A 17,413-nucleotide genomic window follows, 5' to 3' on the forward strand; every position below is an offset into this window, starting at 1 on the left:
GGGCTACTCGGCCGGTACGCCAACCTCGCGGACAGATCGCATCCAGAAGCGGGCCATCAGCAGGACCGCCGCAAAGGCCAGCCCAAGCACAAGGCCCATCCAGACGCCGATCCCGTCCATGCCCTGCACGAAGCCGAAATAGTAAGAGGCCGGGATTCCGATCACCCAATAGCTGAGGGCAGCCATGATCATCGGCACTTGTGCATCCTGCAACCCGCGCAGCAGGCCCAGCGCTATAACCTGCGCACCATCGACCAGCTGAAACAGGGCTGCCATGGCCAAAAGGCCTGTGCCAATCGCCAAAATCTCGCCGCGCTGCGCGTTGTCGGCCTCCATAAACAATGAGATCAGAGGCTCGGCACAAGTCAGGAACAGTATGATCGTCAGCACGGACACGACCAGAGACATGCCGGTAACCGCAATCGCGCCACGCTCCAGATGAGCGCGGTCGCGGCGGCCCAGCGCATTGCCCGCGCGAATGGTCGCCGCGTTTGACAGGCCCAGATGAACCATGAAGGTCGCCGAAGCGAGGTTGAGCGCAATCCCATGCGCCGCCAGCGGCACCTGCCCCAGCCAACCCATCATGATCGCCGAGGTCGCAAACAGAGTGACTTCGGCCAGTGTGGTCAGTCCAATCGGAACGCCCAGCCGCAGAACCCGGCCAAACATGTCCCAATCCGGCCGCCAGAAGCGTTGAAACAAGCTGTGTTCCGGCAGCACCCGAACCGCATAGATAATAACCGCAACCAGAGACACAATCTGCGTCACCACGGACGCAATCGCTGCCCCCATGACCCCAAGCTCGGGCGCGCCCCAATTGCCGAAGATCAGGGCATAATTGGTGACACCATTCACGACCGCGGCGATCACGGTAATCCACAACACGATCTGAGTACGCTCCAACGCGGCCAGATAGGACTTCAGCACCATCACCAGCAGCGCAGGAAACAGCCCCCATCCTGCAACGCGAAGATATTCCGAGGCGGTCTGCGCCACCTGCGGCTCCTGTTTCAGGGCAATCAGGATGGGATAGGACCACCACAGCAGCGGCATCATCAACGCGGCGTAGAGCAGTGACAGCCACAAACCCATGCGAGTCGAGCGTCGGATGCTAGTCTCGTCCTCTTCCGCCGCGGCCGTCGCAACCATTGGCATAACGGCCCAGCCAAATCCGGCCCCAAACAGAAACAACACAAAGTAGTAGCTGCTCGCCAGCGTCACTGCGGCCAGGGCCTCAACCCCGTACCAGCCGAGCATCACCGTATCGGTCAGGCCGATTGCGAACTGCGCCAAATGCCCGCCAACCAGCGGCAAGCCAAGCACAGCAATCGCCCGGAAATGGGCGGGATATGTCATCACTTTCGTCATCTCGCCAGCCATAGGCCCGCGCCCTGCCCAAAATCAAGGCAGAAAAGAAAAACTCAGTGTGAGACTTTGGATGGATGCCCGCCGAAAGAAAGAAGCCGTTGAAATTTGGCACTCAACGGCTTCTTTCCACTTTGCGTTTTAGTTGGATTTGGCGTCCGGGTGCAGCGCTGTTCCCAGAATATGATCCGAGCGGTGAATCACATGATGCGCCTGACCGACGATCAGCGGATCAGGCCGATCAACTATGGACACGTCTTTGTCCGGATAATCCAGCGTCGACAGGAAATGGCGCATGCAGTTCAGGCGCGCGCGTTTCTTGTCGTTGGATTTGACAACGGTCCATGGCGCGTCAGCGGTGTCGGTGTAGAAGAACATCGCCTCTTTCGCCTCAGTGTAGTCGTCCCACTTGTCTAGGCTCGCCTTGTCGATGGGCGACAGCTTCCACTGTTTCAACGGATCGGTTTCACGGCTCTTGAAGCGGCGTTGTTGCTCTTCCTGCGTGACCGAGAACCAGTATTTGTAGAGATTGATGCCCGAGCGCACCAGCATCCGCTCCAAATCCGGGGTTTGACGCATGAATTCCAGATACTCGTTAGGATCACAGAACCCCATCACCCGCTCAACACCCGCGCGGTTGTACCAGGAGCGGTCGTAGAACACCATTTCACCAACGGTGGGCAGTTCCTGAATGTAGCGCTGGTAGTACCACTGGCCTTTCTCCTCCCACGTGGGCTTGTTCAGCGCAACAACACGTGCCTGACGCGGGTTGAGATGTTCCATGAAGCGCTTGATGGTACCGCCCTTGCCCGCAGCGTCGCGACCCTCGAACAACAACACGAACCGCTGACCGGTATCCTGAGCCCAATGCTGAACCTTCAGCAATTCGGCCTGCAACTTGGCCTTCTGCGCCTCGTAGTCCTTGCGCGCCATCTTACGACCATAGGGGTACTTCCCGCTTTCGAACGCGTGCCGAATCTTCTCGGCGCTGGGCACGGCCGGTTCGGGTGCAGGTGTGGGCACTACCTTGATGCTAACGGCTTCGGGTTTCTTCTGGGCGGTCGTTTCCATTCAGCTGTCCTCTTGTTGTTCTTGTCTTGAGAACCAGCTAGCAGAAAGCGCAAGATCCTGCGTTGATTGGGATCAAATTGGAACGAATTTCGACGAAAAAACCGGGGTTTCCGAGACGAGCAACCTAGCGATGCCCCCAATCATCGGGATTGTCGGAATTGTTGGGCGACAGCCCCAGCGCATCCCCCTTAGTCGAACAGCCCAAACCCAGAACCGTCCGGTTGGCGTAGTTGAAATAGGCGCAGACCTGGTTGATCTCGAGGATTTCTCCGTCGTCCCACCCGGCGTCGCGCAGGGCTGTGACATCGGCCTCGACCATGGCGCCGGGTGCTTCGGTCAACTTGCGCGCATAGTGCATCGCTGCGATCTGCGCCGCGTTCAAAGGCGCGGCCTCTGGATCGCCCGCCTCAATCGCCGCGCGGATCGCGTCACCCCTTGGCGGATCGGCCAGCAGCCGTTGCAGACCGTTGAAGTGATGCTCGACGCAATAGGAACAGGTGTTCAACGCACTGACCCAAACGCCAAGCGTCTCTAGAAACCATTTAGGGATCGTGTTGGCGGAATGGTGCAGCACATTCTTGTACAGCGTCATGTGGCCTTCCATCGAATGCGGGCGCAGGGAATGCGCCATCATGATGTTGTCCACATTATTGTCGGGCCCGGTCACCCGGTCATACAACTTTTTCAGCTTACCAGTCGCTTCCTGAAATGGCACGGTTTTGATCCAGCTCATTGAAACGAGGCCCCTTTTTCCTTGAACATTTTAGGTCACACACAGCTTGGCTACATTTGAGGCAAACAATCAACCGCTATTGAAAACAGATGCCAAAAGGGTTGAACTCCCTCCATATTCTTCACCCCAGACGCGATTCCTTGCCAGAGGCCACCGTGCGTATTCTCATTATTGCTTTTCTTCTATCCTCCGCCGCTACTGCCTTTGCCGCGCTCTCTCTGATTTCTACCGATTGGCTTTTGCTAACTGCCCCTTGCGCCATGGCCAGTGCGCTTTTGATCCTGGCAAGATGGCTTAAACGCAAGCCTCGCAGCTGGGCTGTTGTCGATGGATCGAATGTCATGCATTGGAAGGATGGCGAGCCTCGCATAGAAACGGTGCGGGAAGTAGTCGAGAAACTGACCGGCGCCGGTCTAACGCCCGGCGTGGTCTTCGACGCTAACGTGGGCTACAAGATCAAGGGCCGCTACTTGCACCACAACGCCCTTGCCGATCTGCTAAACCTGCCCGAGGATCGCGTCATGGTGGCCCCCAGCGGCTCGCCCGCCGACCCCCTGGTGCTGCAAGTTGCTAAAGATTTCGGAGCAATTGTCGTATCAAACGACCGCTTCCGCGACTGGGCCGAGGAGTTTGGCGCGGTTTTGCAACCGGAATATTCCGTGCGTGGTGGATACAGGGATGGGGCGCTTTGGCTGTCTTTGTAGGGTGTCAATCGCCGACATTTGGGCAATCCATCCACAATACCTCGGGTCCCTCTTCCCCCGACCCACATCACCTGCCATAATGGGGGAAACTCAAAAACAAGAGCAGCACCGATGCCCGACGATCTGTTGACGCCCAGCGCGACCGCCACCTACGACGCCTCCTCGATCGAGGTGCTTGAAGGGTTGGAGCCGGTCCGAAAACGCCCCGGTATGTATATCGGCGGCACGGATGAGCGCGCTTTGCACCATATGGTCGCCGAGATCCTCGACAACTCGATGGACGAGGCGGTCGCTGGTCACGCCAACCGGATCGAGGTCGAGCTGCACGCAGACTACGCCCTGACGGTGCGCGACAACGGGCGTGGCATTCCGATCGACCCGCACCCCAAATTTCCAGATAAATCCGCGCTTGAGGTCATCCTATGCACCCTGCACGCGGGCGGTAAATTCTCGGGCAAGGCCTATCAGACCTCGGGCGGTCTGCACGGCGTGGGTGCGTCGGTCGTGAACGCGCTGTCGGATTCGATGGTCGTGCAAGTGGCGCGGGACAAGACGCTGTTTGAACAACGGTTCTCGCGTGGAATCCCTCTGGGTCCGGTCGAAAAGGTCGGCGCGGCCCCGAACCGGCGCGGCACTACCGTGACCTTCCACGCGGATGCCGAGATCTTCGGCCATCACAAGTTCAAACCGGCGCGGCTGTTCAAATCCATCCGCTCCAAGGCCTACCTTTTCTCGGGCGTCGAAATCCGCTGGAAATCCGCCATCGACGACGGCGAGACCCCGACCGAGGCCACCTTTCACTTCCCCGGCGGCCTCAGCGATTACCTGAAGGAAACGATGAACGGCTCCTCGACCTACGCCGAGCAGCCCTTTGCCGGCACCGTGGACTTTAACGAGAAATTCGGAACACCTGGCAAGGTCGAATGGGCGATAAACTGGACGCCCTCGCGCGACGGGTTCATTCAATCCTACTGTAACACCGTCCCTACGCCCGAAGGCGGCACCCATGTGGCCGGATTCTGGGCGGCGGTTCTCAAGGGGATCAAGGCCTACGGTGAGCTGATCAACAACAAGAAAGCCGGTCAGATCACCCGCGACGACCTGATCACCGGCGGTTGCGCGCTGGTGTCGTGTTTCATCTCCGAGCCCGAATTCGTCGGCCAGACCAAGGATCGTCTTGCAACGGTCGAGGCACAGCGGCTGGTCGAAAACTCGGTCCGTGACCATTTCGACAACTGGTTGGCGGCTGACACGAAATCTGCCGGCGCGATTCTGGACTTCCTCATCCTGAGGGCTGAGGAACGTCTGCGCCGACGGGCCGAGAAGGAAACACAACGCAAATCCGCCACTAAGAAACTTCGTCTCCCCGGCAAGCTGGTGGATTGCTCTAGTTCAACACGCGACGGCACCGAGTTATTCATCGTCGAGGGCGACTCGGCGGGCGGTTCTGCCAAAATGGGTCGCGATCGCAAGACACAGGCCCTTTTGCCCCTGCGCGGCAAAATCCTGAATGTGCTGGGCGCGGCCAGTTCGAAACTGGGTACCAATGCCGAGATCAACGACCTGACCCAAGCTCTGGGTGTGGGCCTTGGCACCAAGTTCAACGTCGATGACCTGCGCTATGACAAGATCATCATCATGACCGACGCTGATGTGGACGGGGCGCATATTGCCTCGCTATTGATGACGTTCTTCTTCACCCAGATGCGCTCCATGATCGACGCGGGTCACCTGTATCTGGCCTGCCCGCCCCTCTACCGCCTGACCCAGGGCGCCAAGCGCGTCTATTGCCTGGACGAGGCCGAGCGCGACGAGTGGCTGGAAAAAGGACTGGGCGGCAAAGGCAAGATCGACGTCTCACGCTTCAAAGGTCTGGGCGAAATGGACGCCAAGGACCTGAAAGAGACCACGATGGACCCCGCTTCGCGCAAACTGATCCGCGTCACCATCGACGAGGACGAACCCGGCGAGACCGGCGACCTGGTCGAGCGACTGATGGGCAAAAAACCCGAACTGCGGTTCCAGTACATTCAGGAGAACGCGCGGTTTGTGGAGGAGCTTGATGTTTGATCAACGGGCGTGATTGTTCGTTGAACAATTACCCGCGTTTTTAACAAGATAGATAGCACTTACCGCTGGCAAGCTATTTCCGACTAGCTTCAATTTTTGGGACTTTTAGATTGGTAGCAGAGCTTCCAAATACTCTTTGCTACGTTTCGGTAAGGTCAATGAATATTTAGCGCACTCAGGTCTTGGCAGTTGCATCGTCACTCGTGTGGGTTTGTAGCTGTTTTATTATTCTTGAGGAAGAAAACCCCCTCGGTTTCTGGGAAAGTTGCCGCACCGACAATAGCTGCACTATTGAATATGATCACTTAGCCAATCAAGAAACCGATCCCTTCCTTTTTTAGGAAAAGTTGTAGATAACCTGCATCCGCAATGGATGAGATACAGACTAGCTCTGTGGCGCTATCCAGACGTTGTGAGTTGTTTGGAAAAAAATGAGCGCGAAAAAGAAGAGCCAAACTTACTTGAATTGGATTGGGAGCGGGTGGGAACGGGATCAGGTGCAGAGGTTTGCGTTTTTCGTGTTGCAAGTAGTCTAGGGAGCGCTGACCGCACCTTGACATGGCTAGAGTATCAAAAGTTTCGATTTAGTGGCTTGAATAGGCAATGGTCCCAGAATTTCCAACCGCGCTTTGACACTCAGCCGATTTACCAAGTAACCGCCCGCTGGACGATCGAGCAGTATAGAGAAGTTAGTCCATCCTGGCTCTCTTCGCTGACTCGCTATGAATTGATATTCGAATACCGGTTGATTTTAAGCTTTGACCAAAACTTCAGAGTTTCTGGAGTGAGTGTCAGCACCCCAACTAAACTCAATTAACTAAAATCCACTCAACCGCCGACGAAGGCACGGTACTCGCGCCTATCGTTTGGGTGAATCCAGGTGGGCGGAAACACCCATTCAAAAGAGCTACACTTATCGCGCCCGCCTTGAGGGGTGAGTCGGGCGCGTTCATGATGCTATGTATCAAGCCTTGGTCGGGTAGCGTGCAGCAATAAGAAAAGCAGCCTAAAACTGGTGTCTGCTGACATCAAACCCAATCCGATCAGCTGTTTGATTTCGCCAGACACGCTTCGACAACGACTTGCGCCAGGAGGTCAACGGCCTCTGTTCCGTCGAGTTGCAGGACCTCGGCCCCTCTCCCTTCAACCGCATCAACGCTGAACTGGTTCAATGCCGCACGATGCTCGAATTGGCCTGCATCCCCGAATTTGGAGGTCACTTTCTCGCGGATATCGTCACCGCTTCCACGACGGTCAATGCAACGGTCAAAGGCGACTTGCGCCTCGACGTGCAGATGCACGACCAGATCCGGCAGAGGGACAAGCGGCAGATAAGCCTCAAGCCGCGATTGGTCCATCAGCAGGTTCACACCACGCTGAAGGAAGCTTTCGTCAAACAAGTACACGCCCTCGCCCTTGTCCCGAGCGTTCTGGTAGAGCGCGCCGTTTAGGGAGAACAAAAACTCATCCGCCTCGGCCCCCGAAGGCCGCATCTGTCTGCAAAAGGAGATAAGTTCGGGGTGGTCATTGGCAAACAGGATGCTGCTGTACAAAAGCCTGCGATGGCCGTGGCGCTTCACATAGCGCGGCGTACGAGGGTTCAGCTGCGTCTCGAGGTCCGAGCCGTAGGGCAGCAGGATATCCACCCCCTCACGCTTGCCCGCCGTGCGCACCGCCTTTGCCAGAGTTGTCTTCCCAGAGCCAGGAAGACCTACCATCTCAACGATCATCAGGCGGCTTTTTCACACAGCACGTGATAGATGTGAGAGTTTTCCTTCTCGTCGCTTTTCACCAGACGTTTCTCGACGACCTTCAGGCCAACAGAGGCCAGCATTTCGGCGTTATCCGCAGCGGACAACCGGCTGCCAAACACCACATTTGGGTCCACTGGATCACTTTGATCGCGCGTGTTTTCGCCCAGTTGAATGATCGCATATTTCCGGGTCACCCGCGCAAACTCTGCCAGCGCTTTTTTCGCGTCACTTGCTACAATGATGTCCCGAATGAACCGGGTGCTGACAACGAGGTCAAAGGCGCCGTCATCGAACTCCAGCGACATGGCAGTGCCGGTTGAGGTCGTGCATTTGGCGAAATCATCACCCAGAATGTCCTTGGCTGTCGCCAGCATCTCGTGGGAGGCATCGAGGCCCTGAACGGTGAAGCTCTTTTTCAGGTAGTAGGGCACAAAGCGACCCGTACCAAAAGGCACATCCAACACGCGCAAACCGTCCGGAAGCAGATCAAGCAGGCTGGCCATTTCGCGCTGCTCCACGCCCCACCATTCCTGCTTGGTCCGGCGTTTTTCGTAGTTCCGGGCGGTTTTGCCGTAGTAGGTATCACCCTTTGCGCCTGTTTTCATACTGACTTCCCTTGTTGCGACAGCGCGGTAAAGCTGCTCGTAGATTGTGCCTTTATGATTTGATGCAGATTGAAGGGCTGATCAAGAACTATTGAGCTTGTGCCCCGTTCGCCACAGGTGAATTTCGACGAGAGTCCAAACGATCGGATAGAATGGCGAGCGTGTCCTATCTCACTCGCGCTGCAAAGCTGCTCCCGCCCTTGAAAAGCTACATTTCTGCTGGCGCGCGCAATCCCCTTGCCTAACCTGTTGATCTCGTTCACACTTACATGCAGTCCGTTATCCAAGAACGACATCTGAGGTTCAGAGCGTCCACGACCCATTTGACCAACTGATTTCCAATAAGGGAGGACGATATGAAAGCATTCACCCTCGGGCTGGCGGTAACCCTGCTGGCCTCAACGACTAGCGCGCAGCAAACGCTTAGCCTTGCATCACCTATGCCGGATGGGGCCGAGACCCGGTTCTGCTATTACGAAGGCTTGGCCTATTCCGAGGACGCTTTCGTTTTGATGGTGGGCGACAACACCGTCACCAACACGATCACGACCGTACAAGAGCGCCTGCTGCGTTGTCATCGAGACAGTGACGGCACGCTTAAGTGGAGACCACAAAGCACATTTTCGACCAACAACTAAAGGGCTATTCGCAACACAGAATACTGCTGTAGGCGACATATTCTCTCACGGCATTCCTGCCCCACACCGCCCTTCATTTTTCTCTGTTGTGGCGGGGCAGAAAGCCTGCCCTGCTCGCACGATCTGAATGCTCGCTCAAGGACACCTTTGTGCACATGCCTCAAGTAGGATCGATTGCTTGAGACTGTTGAGGGGTCTACAAGTCGCATTTGGTACACCCAAAAGCGCCTCAGAAAGACCGGTTTGTTCTCTGCATGAAAGTAAGGATCGAACCCTAGCGCATAGCAACGAACGCAAACACCTATCAATGCCTCCGATTCTCATTCTGATCTTCAAGCACCCAGACAAAACAGGACCGTGTTTGAGACGAACCGGTACGACTGTATATTGCGGCCGATGGACCTCAGTCTGACAATGAAGCCCCAATCTGCGACGATACAAGCTCCATTCTGAACGAAGTAGATTGGCCCTGAAAGGAGCAGACCCTGTTTCGAGAGTATTTTATCGGGTGCAGGCGCGTCATTTCAGGCGCTATCACATGGTTTTTTGTACACGAGCTCGAAGGCTCATTCGGGAAGGTCACAATCCGGTCGATCCTGACGTCTTCGACTTTGCCGCCGAATTGCTGGAACGTTGCCGAGACGATCAGTGCGTGACCTCAGGTGCTAGAGTTAGACCTACTCGCGCAATTGGCACTCGATACGACTTGAAAAAAGTCAGACTGGCTGGAGTGGTAGAGGCATCCAGTGCCTACCCTAGCTTCTGGTCCAGCCAGTCCGCGATCTGCGCTGCTGGTCCCTCCCACCCTGGCTCCATGAACAGGAAATGTGCGTGGTTTTCGGCGGGCATGAAAGTCGCACGGTCTCCGTAGAGGTCCGCTAGGGCGTGGCAGGTGCTGGGGTTCACGGCCCGGTCCTCGGTACCGGAGACGATCAGCACGGGGCAGTCGACCTTATCGATGTCCACTTTCATCGCGTGATGGTCGTCGAACATCCAGAAGAACATCTCGAACATAACGCGCCCGCTTTCCGGGCCGAGCCGATCGAAGACCGCGTGTTGTTGCGCCTCGGGCAGCTTATTCAGCGCGAACGGGGCCATGAGATCGAAATCAACCCGCATCGGCTGCTTCCAGAAGGCCCCACCCTCCATCAACGCACGTGGAACGGCGCGTTCGTCGTCGGTCTCGGGCAGAGTGCCCCAGGCCGCGTTAGGGTTAATCAGAACAATGGCGCTGGCCAGGCCGCGCGCGGCGACCTGTTGCGCCACGACACCGGCAATGGCGTGGCCCAACAGCACGGGTTTGCTGTCGAGCCCTTCAACCAACGCCGCGATATCATCCGCATAGTCCATGACGCTTGTGTCGGTCAGGCCCGGGTCCGGCTCGGCCTTGGGGTCGGCGTCGTGATACCGCAGCGCCGGGGTGTGGACTGTCCAACCTCGGTCACGGTAGAAACCGGCGTAACTCTCCATACACCAAGGACCGGCAAATGCGCCGTGGATCAGGACAATATGCTTCGTCATCAAAACCTCCCACCTATTTCCGCCCAGTATGATCATCCTGAAAGACGAAACAACTGCGCGTGATCGCTGTTGCGTGAGGGGGCGGACCACTTAAACTTGTCTCATGACTTTTGTGACCGAAAACCAATTGCCTCTGCTGATCCTGTTCTTCCTGATCGGATCGGTCGGAACGGGCTTTCTGTTTCGTAAACCGGCCGGGCACAGGGCGTGGAAGTTGGCTGATCTGGTTTGGGTTGTCCTCGGCGGGATCGGCGCGCTGGTGGCCGTTCTGGCAGGGCTTTATACTTCCGACAGCTCGCGACTGGATCGGCAGATAGACGTGGCCTATGCGGCATCCTCGGCGTTTGACCGTGATGCCGCGCGGTTCCGGTTGCGGTTTTGCGACCCGGCCTATGATCCAGATACCGGTGTCTTGTGCGAAAAGGTCGAGTTTCTGTCGGCCTCAACTGCCAGCAATACCGACCTGCCCCTATTCATCGCCGTCACGAATGAGGTGGCCCCCCTACAAGGGTTGCACTTCCTGTTCGGACGGCAAGACAAGGACGAGATGGAAGAGATGGCCGCCACGGCCAACGCCTTCGATATTGAACAGTTTCTGGTCTTCACCTCGCTGGATGAAGAAACCCAGACCGCCATTGACAATATGCGCCGCAAGGTCCCCGCGATTGCCGGAGACTATCTGATCCTCGCCCAAAGCTATGATGAGTTGATCGAGCAGGTCAGCAAGCTGAAAGATGAATGGGAGTATCTGCAGGCCAACGCCCACATTCTTGTTCTACAGATCGTGGCGCTGTGTCTTGTCAGCTTTGCCGCGCCCTTCCGATTGGGGAAATCCATTGTCGAGCTGCGGACAACACTGCATCCTGACGCGCCGCAGGAGGTGACCGAAACAGCGCCTGAAAGTCCAAACAAGGCGCAGACGGACAGCTAGCTCAGGCGTTGCAAAGCGCCGAAACCCACTGGTCTTGACCGCAAAACTCCCTATATCTCGGGGCCGAGGCAGATGATAAGGACCACGCCATGCCAACCCGTCGCATATTGCGCCTGACCGGCTCGGATACCGAGAGCTTTTTGCAGGACCTGATCACCAATGACATCAGCGGGCTGGATGCAGGGCTGGTCTATGCCGCCCTATTGACGCCGCAGGGCAAATACCTGGCCGATTTCTTCCTGAAACGCGACGGCGACGCCGTGTTGTTGGACGTGGCCGAGTCGTTGGCGGATGGCCTGATCAAACGGCTGAGCATGTACAAGCTGCGGGCGGATGTGGCGATCGAGGTCTCGGATCTGAACCTGCAGCGCGGCACCGGGCCTGCGCCAGAGGGCGCCTTGCCTGACCCGCGTCATCCTGACTTGGGATGGCGGGCTTACATCGCGTCGTCGGAAAGCGATGATGGTACCGATTGGGAAGCAATCCGCGTGCGCCATTGCATCCCCGAAACCGGCATCGAATTGCACCCCGACAGCTATATCCTCGAATCCCGATTGGAGCCGCTGCGAGGCGTCGACTTCAAAAAGGGCTGCTATGTTGGTCAGGAAGTGACCGCGCGCATGAAACACAAGACTGAGCTGCGCAAAGGACTGTGTCGCGTCGCCATCGACGGGGCAGCACCTGTGGGCAGCGCGATTGAGGCCAATGGCAAGCCGGTGGGCACCCTGTTCACACAATCGGGCGGCCACGCCATCGCCTATCTGCGCTTTGATCGGGCTACAGGTGACATGCAGGCCGACGCTGCCACGATCCGTCTGATCGACTGATACTTGTTGCCCAATCGGCACGTGACCAAAGCGGTCTCAACGCTGACCCTTTGAACCCCGGTCCCTGCCCTGCCACAGTGCGGCTATTCGAATGAACCGGATACCCGCATGCTCAGACTTTATTCCGCAATCTGGCGCGCAAGCGCCGGGCGTCAGATCCTACTGATCCTACTCTCGGTGGCCGTGGCCGCTCTGGCCGCTGTTCCGCTGGAGTTTCAACGCGCAATCGTCAACCATCTGACCTCGCTCGATGTTGGGGCGGAACGCCTGGTCTATCTGGGGCTTGGCATGATGGGGGTGATCTTGCTGAGCCTCGCGTTGAAATGGGTTCTGGGCTACCGCGCGGGTACTTTGGGCGAGGACATGATCCGCTTGATCCGCCAACGCCTGCTTTGGCGGTCCTCAGACATCAACGAAACCGGCGAGAGCGTGCGCAAGGGCACCATGACCACGGCAATCTCGGCCGAGGCGGAGGAGCTGGGCAAATTCGCAGGCGGCGCATTCTCGGACCCGGTGGTCCAGATCGGCACGTTGATCAGTGTCATCGGCTATATCTCATCCACGCAGCCGGGGCTGGGCCTGATCGCCTTTTCGATGATCGTGCCGCAGATCATCATCGTTCTGGTCTCGCAGCGCAAAGTGAATGTCTTCGTGGCCGAACGCGTCCGCATCCTGCGCAGTGCGACCGATCAGCTGACAACCGAGGATCTTGACGCGGTCGAGCAGGATATCAATGCCCTGTTCGACGACATCTATGAAACCCGCAAGCGAATGTTTCTGTGGAAGCTCTCGGCCAAGTTCCTGCTGAGTGTGATCAATGGCGCGGGAACGGTCGGCATATTGATGCTGGGCGGCTGGCTGGTGCTTGAAGGCAAAACCGATGTGGGGACCGTTGTGGCTGCCACCAGTGGCCTCGGCCGCATTCAGGGACCAACGGCCTTCCTGATCGCCTTTTATCGGCAAGTCAGTGCCAACAGGATCAAGTATGAGCTGATGCTAGAGCTATTCGGCCCAGACCCGACACGCTATCGCCACCGCGCATAAAAAAAGACCGCGCAGCGACAGGCTGGCGCGGTCTTTTGCGAGTACATATGGGCGGCAATCAGGCGCGCTCGGAATATTCCATGGTTTCGGTGTTCACCACGATCATCTCGTCCTGACCGATGAACGGAGGCACCATGACCTTCACGCCATTGTCCAGAACCGCCGGTTTGAACGAGTTCGCAGCCGTCTGACCTTTGACCACCGGTTCGGTCTCAACGATCTGGCAGGTGACCTTTTGGGGCAGCGTGGCGTTCAGCGCCTCGGATTCGTAGAACTCGACCACGATGGTCATGCCGTCCTGCAGAAACGGGCGACGCTCGCCCAGCAGGTCGGCAGGCAGTTCGATCTGCTCATAGGTCTCTGCATCCATGAACACCAGCATGCCATCAGATTCGTACAGGAACTGCTGATCTTTCTGCTCCAGCCGAACACGCTCGACCTTATCCGCCGACCGGAACCGTTCGTTCAGTTTTGACCCGTTGCGCAGGTTGCGCAATTCGACCTGCGCAAAAGCACCGCCTTTACCCGGCTTTACGTGGTCTACTTTTACAGCCGCCCACAGCCCGTCATTATGCTCAAGCACGTTGCCGGGGCGAATTTCGTTCCCATTGATCTTGGGCATGACATAATTCCTTCACAAACGGTTGATGCGTCAGTTGTCGTCCCTATATCTGGCAGGACCATCCCTGACAAGACAACGACACCTAGTGCTGCACATGCAGCAAGCCATGCAAATGACGCAACGCAACTATGCATTTTAGCTGTATCCGAATCGGAGCTAATAGGTCATAAGGACCGTCACGCCGAAAATGCAAGAGCAAGAACAACAAGGAAGACGAGATGAGAGATTTCGTTGACGGCACTGCCTTTAACAATGAGCAAGGCAATCGTGCGCGTAAACTTTTCGCGGCTGTTGTGCTGGCCGCACTGGATGATGCCATCGCCGATGACAAGAAATACGGCAATGGCCCCGAACAAATCGCCCGCTGGGCCCGCTCGCGCGATGGTCGCGAGGTGCTGTCCTGCGCGGGTATTGACCCGAACGAGCGGGTTGTTAGCGGACTGATGGACTTCGTTGGCCGTGGTGTGCGGACTTCCGTCGCCCTGTCACGCGAAGAAAGCGAGCGTCGCAACGCCGCTCAACAAGCCGAAGCCGCCTGACCCAAGGCGATTTCACTACGAAAAAGCGCGCCTCCAGACTTTGGGGCGCGTTTTTCTTTGGCTCTGTCTAGAAAAACAGAATCCACTGCCGCGCGACCCAGATCTCGGCCGCCAGCAGCAGCGCAAAGAAGAGCTTTGCGGACAGCGACAGCCCCCTGCTCCAAAGCACGACATAAGAGCCGACGCAAAGCGCAATTGACACCGGCATGACCCAAATCGAGTGATGCGACGTGTCCCAATAGCTGACCGGACTGTGAAAGACCCAATCGCTCAGCGGCCAGAAATGAGGGCGCCCGTCCCCCGCATGCAGACCGAAATCCATCAGCAGATGCAATAATCCGGCCGACGCCGCAACCGTCAGGACCCGCCATCCCCGCCAGAGCCCCAGCGCCAGTGCCAGCCCCCACAGGATGAACGAGTTGTCGATTGCGAAAACCGTCTGCCATTGCGGTGAAAAATAGAGTTCATCGAACACCACATGGGGTGGAATGTTCAGAATATGCAGCGATACTCCTGCCATCAGGTACAGCGACAGATCCGGCAACAGCGACCCCAGCACGGCCGCCCAAAGTATGCGCCCGCGTGCAGGCCGCGCAAAGGCGGCTGCGCCGATCAAAAGATGCGCAGGCGTGTTCATCTGGGGCTTTCCCTTTGGCGTCAAATCAGGTCATTTGCCCTCAACGTATAGGAGACGCCAATGGTTCGCGCCATCATGATTCAAGGCACCGGCAGCAATGTCGGCAAATCGGTTCTGGTTGCAGGGCTGGCGCGGGCATTCACGCGGCGCGGTCTGAAGGTCGCTCCGTTCAAGCCGCAGAACATGTCGAACAACGCAGCTGTGACAGAAAACGGAGGCGAGATCGGACGCGCGCAGGCCCTGCAAGCGCGCGCAGCCAAACGCCCGACGCATACGGATATGAACCCGATCCTGCTAAAACCCGAAACGGATACCGGCGCGCAGATCATCGTTCAGGGCCAGCGCGCAGGCACGATGAAGGCCGGCGATTACCGCAAGGACAAATCCAAACTGCTGGGGGTCGCGCTGGAAAGCTTTGACCGGCTGTGCGGCGACGCTGATCTGGTCCTGATCGAGGGCGCGGGCAGCCCGGCTGAGACCAACCTGCGCAAGGGTGACATCGCCAATATGGGTTTCGCTTGCGCCGCCGGGGTTCCCGTGGTGCTAGTGGGCGACATCCATCGCGGCGGCGTTATTGCGCAGATCGTCGGCACTCAGGCCGTGCTGGACGAGGGCGATCTGGCGATGATCCGTGGCTTTGCCGTCAACCGCTTCAAAGGCGATGTATCTCTGTTTGATGAAGGACGCGATGATATCGCCTCACGGACCGGCTGGCCTTGCCTGGGTGTTGTGCCATGGTTCCACGATGCCTGGAAGCTGCCCGCCGAGGATATGATGGATATCCGCTCTCATACGGGTGGGGCCTGCAAGGTTGTGGTGCCTCAGCTGGAGCGCATGGCCAATTTCGACGATCTGGACCCTCTGTCGGCTGAGCCCGACGTCAGTGTCGAGATCATTCCCGCAGGCCGTCCTCTGCCCGGTGATGCCGATCTGGTGCTGTTGCCCGGCAGCAAATCGACCATCGGTGATCTGACCTATTTCCGGAAGCAGGGCTGGGATATCGACCTATACGCGCATGTACGCCGTGGTGGTCACGTGCTGGGCCTTTGCGGCGGGTATCAGATGCTGGGGAAAACGATCTCAGACCCCGAAGGCGTGGATGGCCGCCCCGGCACGGTTGAGGGCCTCGGGCTGCTGGACGTTGACACGGTCATGGCGGGCAAGAAACAGGTGACTCTGACCGAGGCCTGCGCCTTGCCAAATCGCGAACCCGTCAGCGGCTACGAGATTCACATGGGCCGCACCGAAGGGCCCGATTGCGCCCGTGCCTGGCTTGAGGTGCAAGGACGCCCTGAAGGAGCAGCCAGTGCCAATGGGCGCATTCTGGGCAGCTATCTGCACGGGATTTTCTCATCCGATGCCTTCCGCGCGCAATACCTATCGCGTTTGGGTGTCACCTCCGAGACCGCATACGAAGACGGTGTAGAACAGGCGCTGGATGATCTGGCAGACCATCTTGAACAGCATATGGATCTGGATCTGCTGCTGGAGCTTGCTCAGACGCCGCAACGGGCCTGAGTGATTATTCCAGCTCTTTAGCGGTCAGCGCGCGGTGAATCTCGCGCCGGACCATCTTGCGGACATTGCGGGTGATGCGTTCCCCCAACGCGCCCTGAAGTTCGGACCGGACAACTTCGGCGATCATCTCACGCAGAGCTTCTTCCTCGGACGCAGACAACCCGATCTCGTCCTCGATCGTTTCCTCAGACGCGTCGTCTTCCACTGGGTCTGCTTTAGGAGTATCCCCATGCCGAACGAATGTCGCCGGTTCTTCTGTCGCGGCATCCGCCTCGCCTGAGGGCACATCCACACCCTCGGCGTCCTCTTCTTCAAAGGTGGGCGCAGGTATCCAATGCAGCGCTTTCGAGGGCGTGCCGGAATACGCGTCGTCGCTGTCTCCGTCCGGCTCCCATTGGTCCTCAGTTCGCGCGATGGCGGCCTCAAGGGCTTCAATCTTGGCACTCAGGCTGCCAGATAGGTTTTTCGACGTGGTCTCGTCGCCGACCTCCTCAGCACCATCGTGATTGGCTGCTTCGCCCGGCTGAACAATATCGCAGGCCCGCAGGAGCATCGGCTTGGCCGAATCCTCGGGACTGTATTTAGGTTCCAGTTTCAGGGGTTCGGATTTTGGCGCGTCACCAACGCGCAGCGCGTCCGTCAAGACCAATCTGCCCGGCTTGCGTGGAGCGGTCGCAGTATCGTCATCCGACACTTTGCGACCGTCTTCGCTCACCAGTCGTTTTACCGACGACAGTACATCCTCGATACCTGAGGTCATGACGCTATCCGACATTGTTCTCTACCGCTCTATTCTTGAGACCAAGTGTAGCCAAACACGTCGGGCGTCACAAC

At 57.7% G+C, this 17,413-nt stretch carries 17 protein-coding genes; 8 read left to right on the forward strand and 9 right to left on the reverse strand.

Going from position 1 to position 17,413, the window contains the following annotated elements:
- Positions 1–3 precede the first annotated feature (3 nt).
- The 3 genes from ACR3FB_RS10950 to ACR3FB_RS10960 all read right to left on the reverse strand — a co-directional run bounded on the left by ACR3FB_RS10950 (position 4) and on the right by ACR3FB_RS10960 (position 3,169).
- Positions 4–1,356, reverse strand: a complete 1,353-nt coding sequence (locus ACR3FB_RS10950) for an MATE family efflux transporter (RefSeq protein ID WP_425083131.1) — start codon at positions 1,354–1,356, stop codon at positions 4–6.
- Positions 1,357–1,506: 150 nt separating this feature from the next.
- Positions 1,507–2,436: a polyphosphate kinase 2 gene (gene ppk2 / locus ACR3FB_RS10955; RefSeq protein WP_480563880.1), complete on the reverse strand. Its 930-nt coding sequence runs from the start codon at positions 2,434–2,436 to the stop codon at positions 1,507–1,509.
- 124 nt (positions 2,437–2,560) lie between these two features.
- Positions 2,561–3,169, reverse strand: coding sequence for a peroxidase-related enzyme (locus ACR3FB_RS10960; protein WP_170640922.1), 609 nt, complete (start codon positions 3,167–3,169; stop codon positions 2,561–2,563).
- A gap of 155 nt (positions 3,170–3,324) precedes the next feature.
- Here ACR3FB_RS10960 and ACR3FB_RS10965 point away from each other — a divergent pair, with 155 nt between their 5' ends.
- Positions 3,325–3,873 carry an NYN domain-containing protein gene (locus tag ACR3FB_RS10965; protein WP_480563877.1) on the forward strand — a complete coding sequence of 183 codons (549 nt, stop codon included), beginning with the start codon at positions 3,325–3,327 and terminating at the stop codon, positions 3,871–3,873.
- Positions 3,874–3,984: 111 nt separating this feature from the next.
- Entirely contained in the window at positions 3,985–5,943 is a 1,959-nt protein-coding gene (gene parE, locus ACR3FB_RS10970) for a DNA topoisomerase IV subunit B (protein WP_480563875.1), read from the forward strand.
- A gap of 1,043 nt (positions 5,944–6,986) precedes the next feature.
- Here parE and ACR3FB_RS10975 read toward each other — a convergent pair.
- Together ACR3FB_RS10975 and ACR3FB_RS10980 are read right to left on the reverse strand one after the other, a co-directional pair.
- Positions 6,987–7,673, reverse strand: a complete 687-nt coding sequence (locus tag ACR3FB_RS10975) for an ATP-binding protein (protein ID WP_480563870.1) — start codon at positions 7,671–7,673, stop codon at positions 6,987–6,989.
- Complete coding sequence (locus ACR3FB_RS10980; RefSeq protein WP_425083136.1) at positions 7,673–8,302, reverse strand: class I SAM-dependent methyltransferase; 630 nt, start codon at positions 8,300–8,302, stop codon at positions 7,673–7,675. Before ACR3FB_RS10980 ends, ACR3FB_RS10975 begins: the two co-directional genes overlap by 1 nt.
- Before the next feature lie 356 nt (positions 8,303–8,658).
- Between ACR3FB_RS10980 and ACR3FB_RS10985 the strand changes: the two genes are divergently transcribed.
- Positions 8,659–8,940, forward strand: coding sequence for a DUF1496 domain-containing protein (locus tag ACR3FB_RS10985; protein WP_480563868.1), 282 nt, complete (start codon positions 8,659–8,661; stop codon positions 8,938–8,940).
- Positions 8,941–9,690: 750 nt separating this feature from the next.
- Here the strand turns inward: ACR3FB_RS10985 and ACR3FB_RS10990 are convergent.
- On the reverse strand, positions 9,691–10,461 hold the full coding sequence (locus tag ACR3FB_RS10990) for an alpha/beta hydrolase (protein WP_480563866.1): 771 nt from the start codon (positions 10,459–10,461) through the stop codon (positions 9,691–9,693).
- Positions 10,462–10,564: 103 nt separating this feature from the next.
- Between ACR3FB_RS10990 and ACR3FB_RS10995 the strand changes: the two genes are divergently transcribed.
- From ACR3FB_RS10995 to ACR3FB_RS11005, 3 genes are all read left to right on the forward strand, one after another.
- Positions 10,565–11,392: a hypothetical protein gene (locus ACR3FB_RS10995; RefSeq protein ID WP_480563864.1), complete on the forward strand. Its 828-nt coding sequence runs from the start codon at positions 10,565–10,567 to the stop codon at positions 11,390–11,392.
- A gap of 89 nt (positions 11,393–11,481) precedes the next feature.
- Complete coding sequence (ygfZ, locus tag ACR3FB_RS11000; RefSeq protein ID WP_480563862.1) at positions 11,482–12,219, forward strand: CAF17-like 4Fe-4S cluster assembly/insertion protein YgfZ; 738 nt, start codon at positions 11,482–11,484, stop codon at positions 12,217–12,219.
- A gap of 108 nt (positions 12,220–12,327) precedes the next feature.
- Entirely contained in the window at positions 12,328–13,263 is a 936-nt protein-coding gene (locus ACR3FB_RS11005) for an ABC transporter transmembrane domain-containing protein (RefSeq protein ID WP_170465832.1), read from the forward strand.
- A gap of 58 nt (positions 13,264–13,321) precedes the next feature.
- Here the strand turns inward: ACR3FB_RS11005 and efp are convergent, their stop codons facing one another.
- Complete coding sequence (gene efp, locus ACR3FB_RS11010) at positions 13,322–13,885, reverse strand: elongation factor P (protein WP_170459112.1); 564 nt, start codon at positions 13,883–13,885, stop codon at positions 13,322–13,324.
- A gap of 218 nt (positions 13,886–14,103) precedes the next feature.
- Here efp and ACR3FB_RS11015 point away from each other — a divergent pair, with 218 nt between their 5' ends.
- Positions 14,104–14,424, forward strand: a complete 321-nt coding sequence (locus ACR3FB_RS11015; protein WP_108785849.1) for a DUF6280 family protein — start codon at positions 14,104–14,106, stop codon at positions 14,422–14,424.
- 67 nt (positions 14,425–14,491) lie between these two features.
- Here ACR3FB_RS11015 and ACR3FB_RS11020 read toward each other — a convergent pair whose 3' ends face one another.
- Entirely contained in the window at positions 14,492–15,061 is a 570-nt protein-coding gene (locus ACR3FB_RS11020; RefSeq protein ID WP_170767010.1) for a cobalamin biosynthesis protein CobQ, read from the reverse strand.
- Between the two features lie 60 nt (positions 15,062–15,121).
- On the opposite strand from ACR3FB_RS11020, the gene ACR3FB_RS11025 reads away from it, so the two are divergent.
- Positions 15,122–16,579: a cobyric acid synthase gene (locus tag ACR3FB_RS11025; protein ID WP_480563860.1), complete on the forward strand. Its 1,458-nt coding sequence runs from the start codon at positions 15,122–15,124 to the stop codon at positions 16,577–16,579.
- A gap of 4 nt (positions 16,580–16,583) precedes the next feature.
- Here ACR3FB_RS11025 and ACR3FB_RS11030 read toward each other — a convergent pair whose 3' ends face one another.
- Complete coding sequence (locus tag ACR3FB_RS11030) at positions 16,584–17,339, reverse strand: hypothetical protein (RefSeq protein WP_480563858.1); 756 nt, start codon at positions 17,337–17,339, stop codon at positions 16,584–16,586.
- Positions 17,340–17,413: the final 74 nt, after the last annotated feature.

The organism is Ruegeria sp. AO1, assembly GCF_056535985.1.

Excerpts from the sequence above, each read along its gene's own strand:
- ACR3FB_RS10950 (WP_425083131.1), bottom strand. The coding sequence starts at position 1,356 with ATGACATATCCCGCCCATTTCCGGGCGATTGCTGTGCTTGGCTTGCCG.
- ppk2 (WP_480563880.1), bottom strand. The coding sequence starts at position 2,436 with ATGGAAACGACCGCCCAGAAGAAACCCGAAGCCGTTAGCATCAAGGTA.
- ACR3FB_RS10960 (WP_170640922.1), bottom strand. The coding sequence starts at position 3,169 with ATGAGCTGGATCAAAACCGTGCCATTTCAGGAAGCGACTGGTAAGCTG.
- parE (WP_480563875.1), top strand. The coding sequence starts at position 3,985 with ATGCCCGACGATCTGTTGACGCCCAGCGCGACCGCCACCTACGACGCC.
- ACR3FB_RS10975 (WP_480563870.1), bottom strand. The coding sequence starts at position 7,673 with ATGATCGTTGAGATGGTAGGTCTTCCTGGCTCTGGGAAGACAACTCTG.
- ACR3FB_RS10980 (WP_425083136.1), bottom strand. The coding sequence starts at position 8,302 with ATGAAAACAGGCGCAAAGGGTGATACCTACTACGGCAAAACCGCCCGG.
- ACR3FB_RS10985 (WP_480563868.1), top strand. The coding sequence starts at position 8,659 with ATGAAAGCATTCACCCTCGGGCTGGCGGTAACCCTGCTGGCCTCAACG.
- ACR3FB_RS10990 (WP_480563866.1), bottom strand. The coding sequence starts at position 10,461 with ATGACGAAGCATATTGTCCTGATCCACGGCGCATTTGCCGGTCCTTGG.
- ACR3FB_RS10995 (WP_480563864.1), top strand. The coding sequence starts at position 10,565 with ATGACTTTTGTGACCGAAAACCAATTGCCTCTGCTGATCCTGTTCTTC.
- ygfZ (WP_480563862.1), top strand. The coding sequence starts at position 11,482 with ATGCCAACCCGTCGCATATTGCGCCTGACCGGCTCGGATACCGAGAGC.
- ACR3FB_RS11005 (WP_170465832.1), top strand. The coding sequence starts at position 12,328 with ATGCTCAGACTTTATTCCGCAATCTGGCGCGCAAGCGCCGGGCGTCAG.
- efp (WP_170459112.1), bottom strand. The coding sequence starts at position 13,885 with ATGCCCAAGATCAATGGGAACGAAATTCGCCCCGGCAACGTGCTTGAG.
- ACR3FB_RS11015 (WP_108785849.1), top strand. The coding sequence starts at position 14,104 with ATGAGAGATTTCGTTGACGGCACTGCCTTTAACAATGAGCAAGGCAAT.
- ACR3FB_RS11020 (WP_170767010.1), bottom strand. The coding sequence starts at position 15,061 with ATGAACACGCCTGCGCATCTTTTGATCGGCGCAGCCGCCTTTGCGCGG.
- ACR3FB_RS11025 (WP_480563860.1), top strand. The coding sequence starts at position 15,122 with ATGGTTCGCGCCATCATGATTCAAGGCACCGGCAGCAATGTCGGCAAA.
- ACR3FB_RS11030 (WP_480563858.1), bottom strand. The coding sequence starts at position 17,339 with ATGACCTCAGGTATCGAGGATGTACTGTCGTCGGTAAAACGACTGGTG.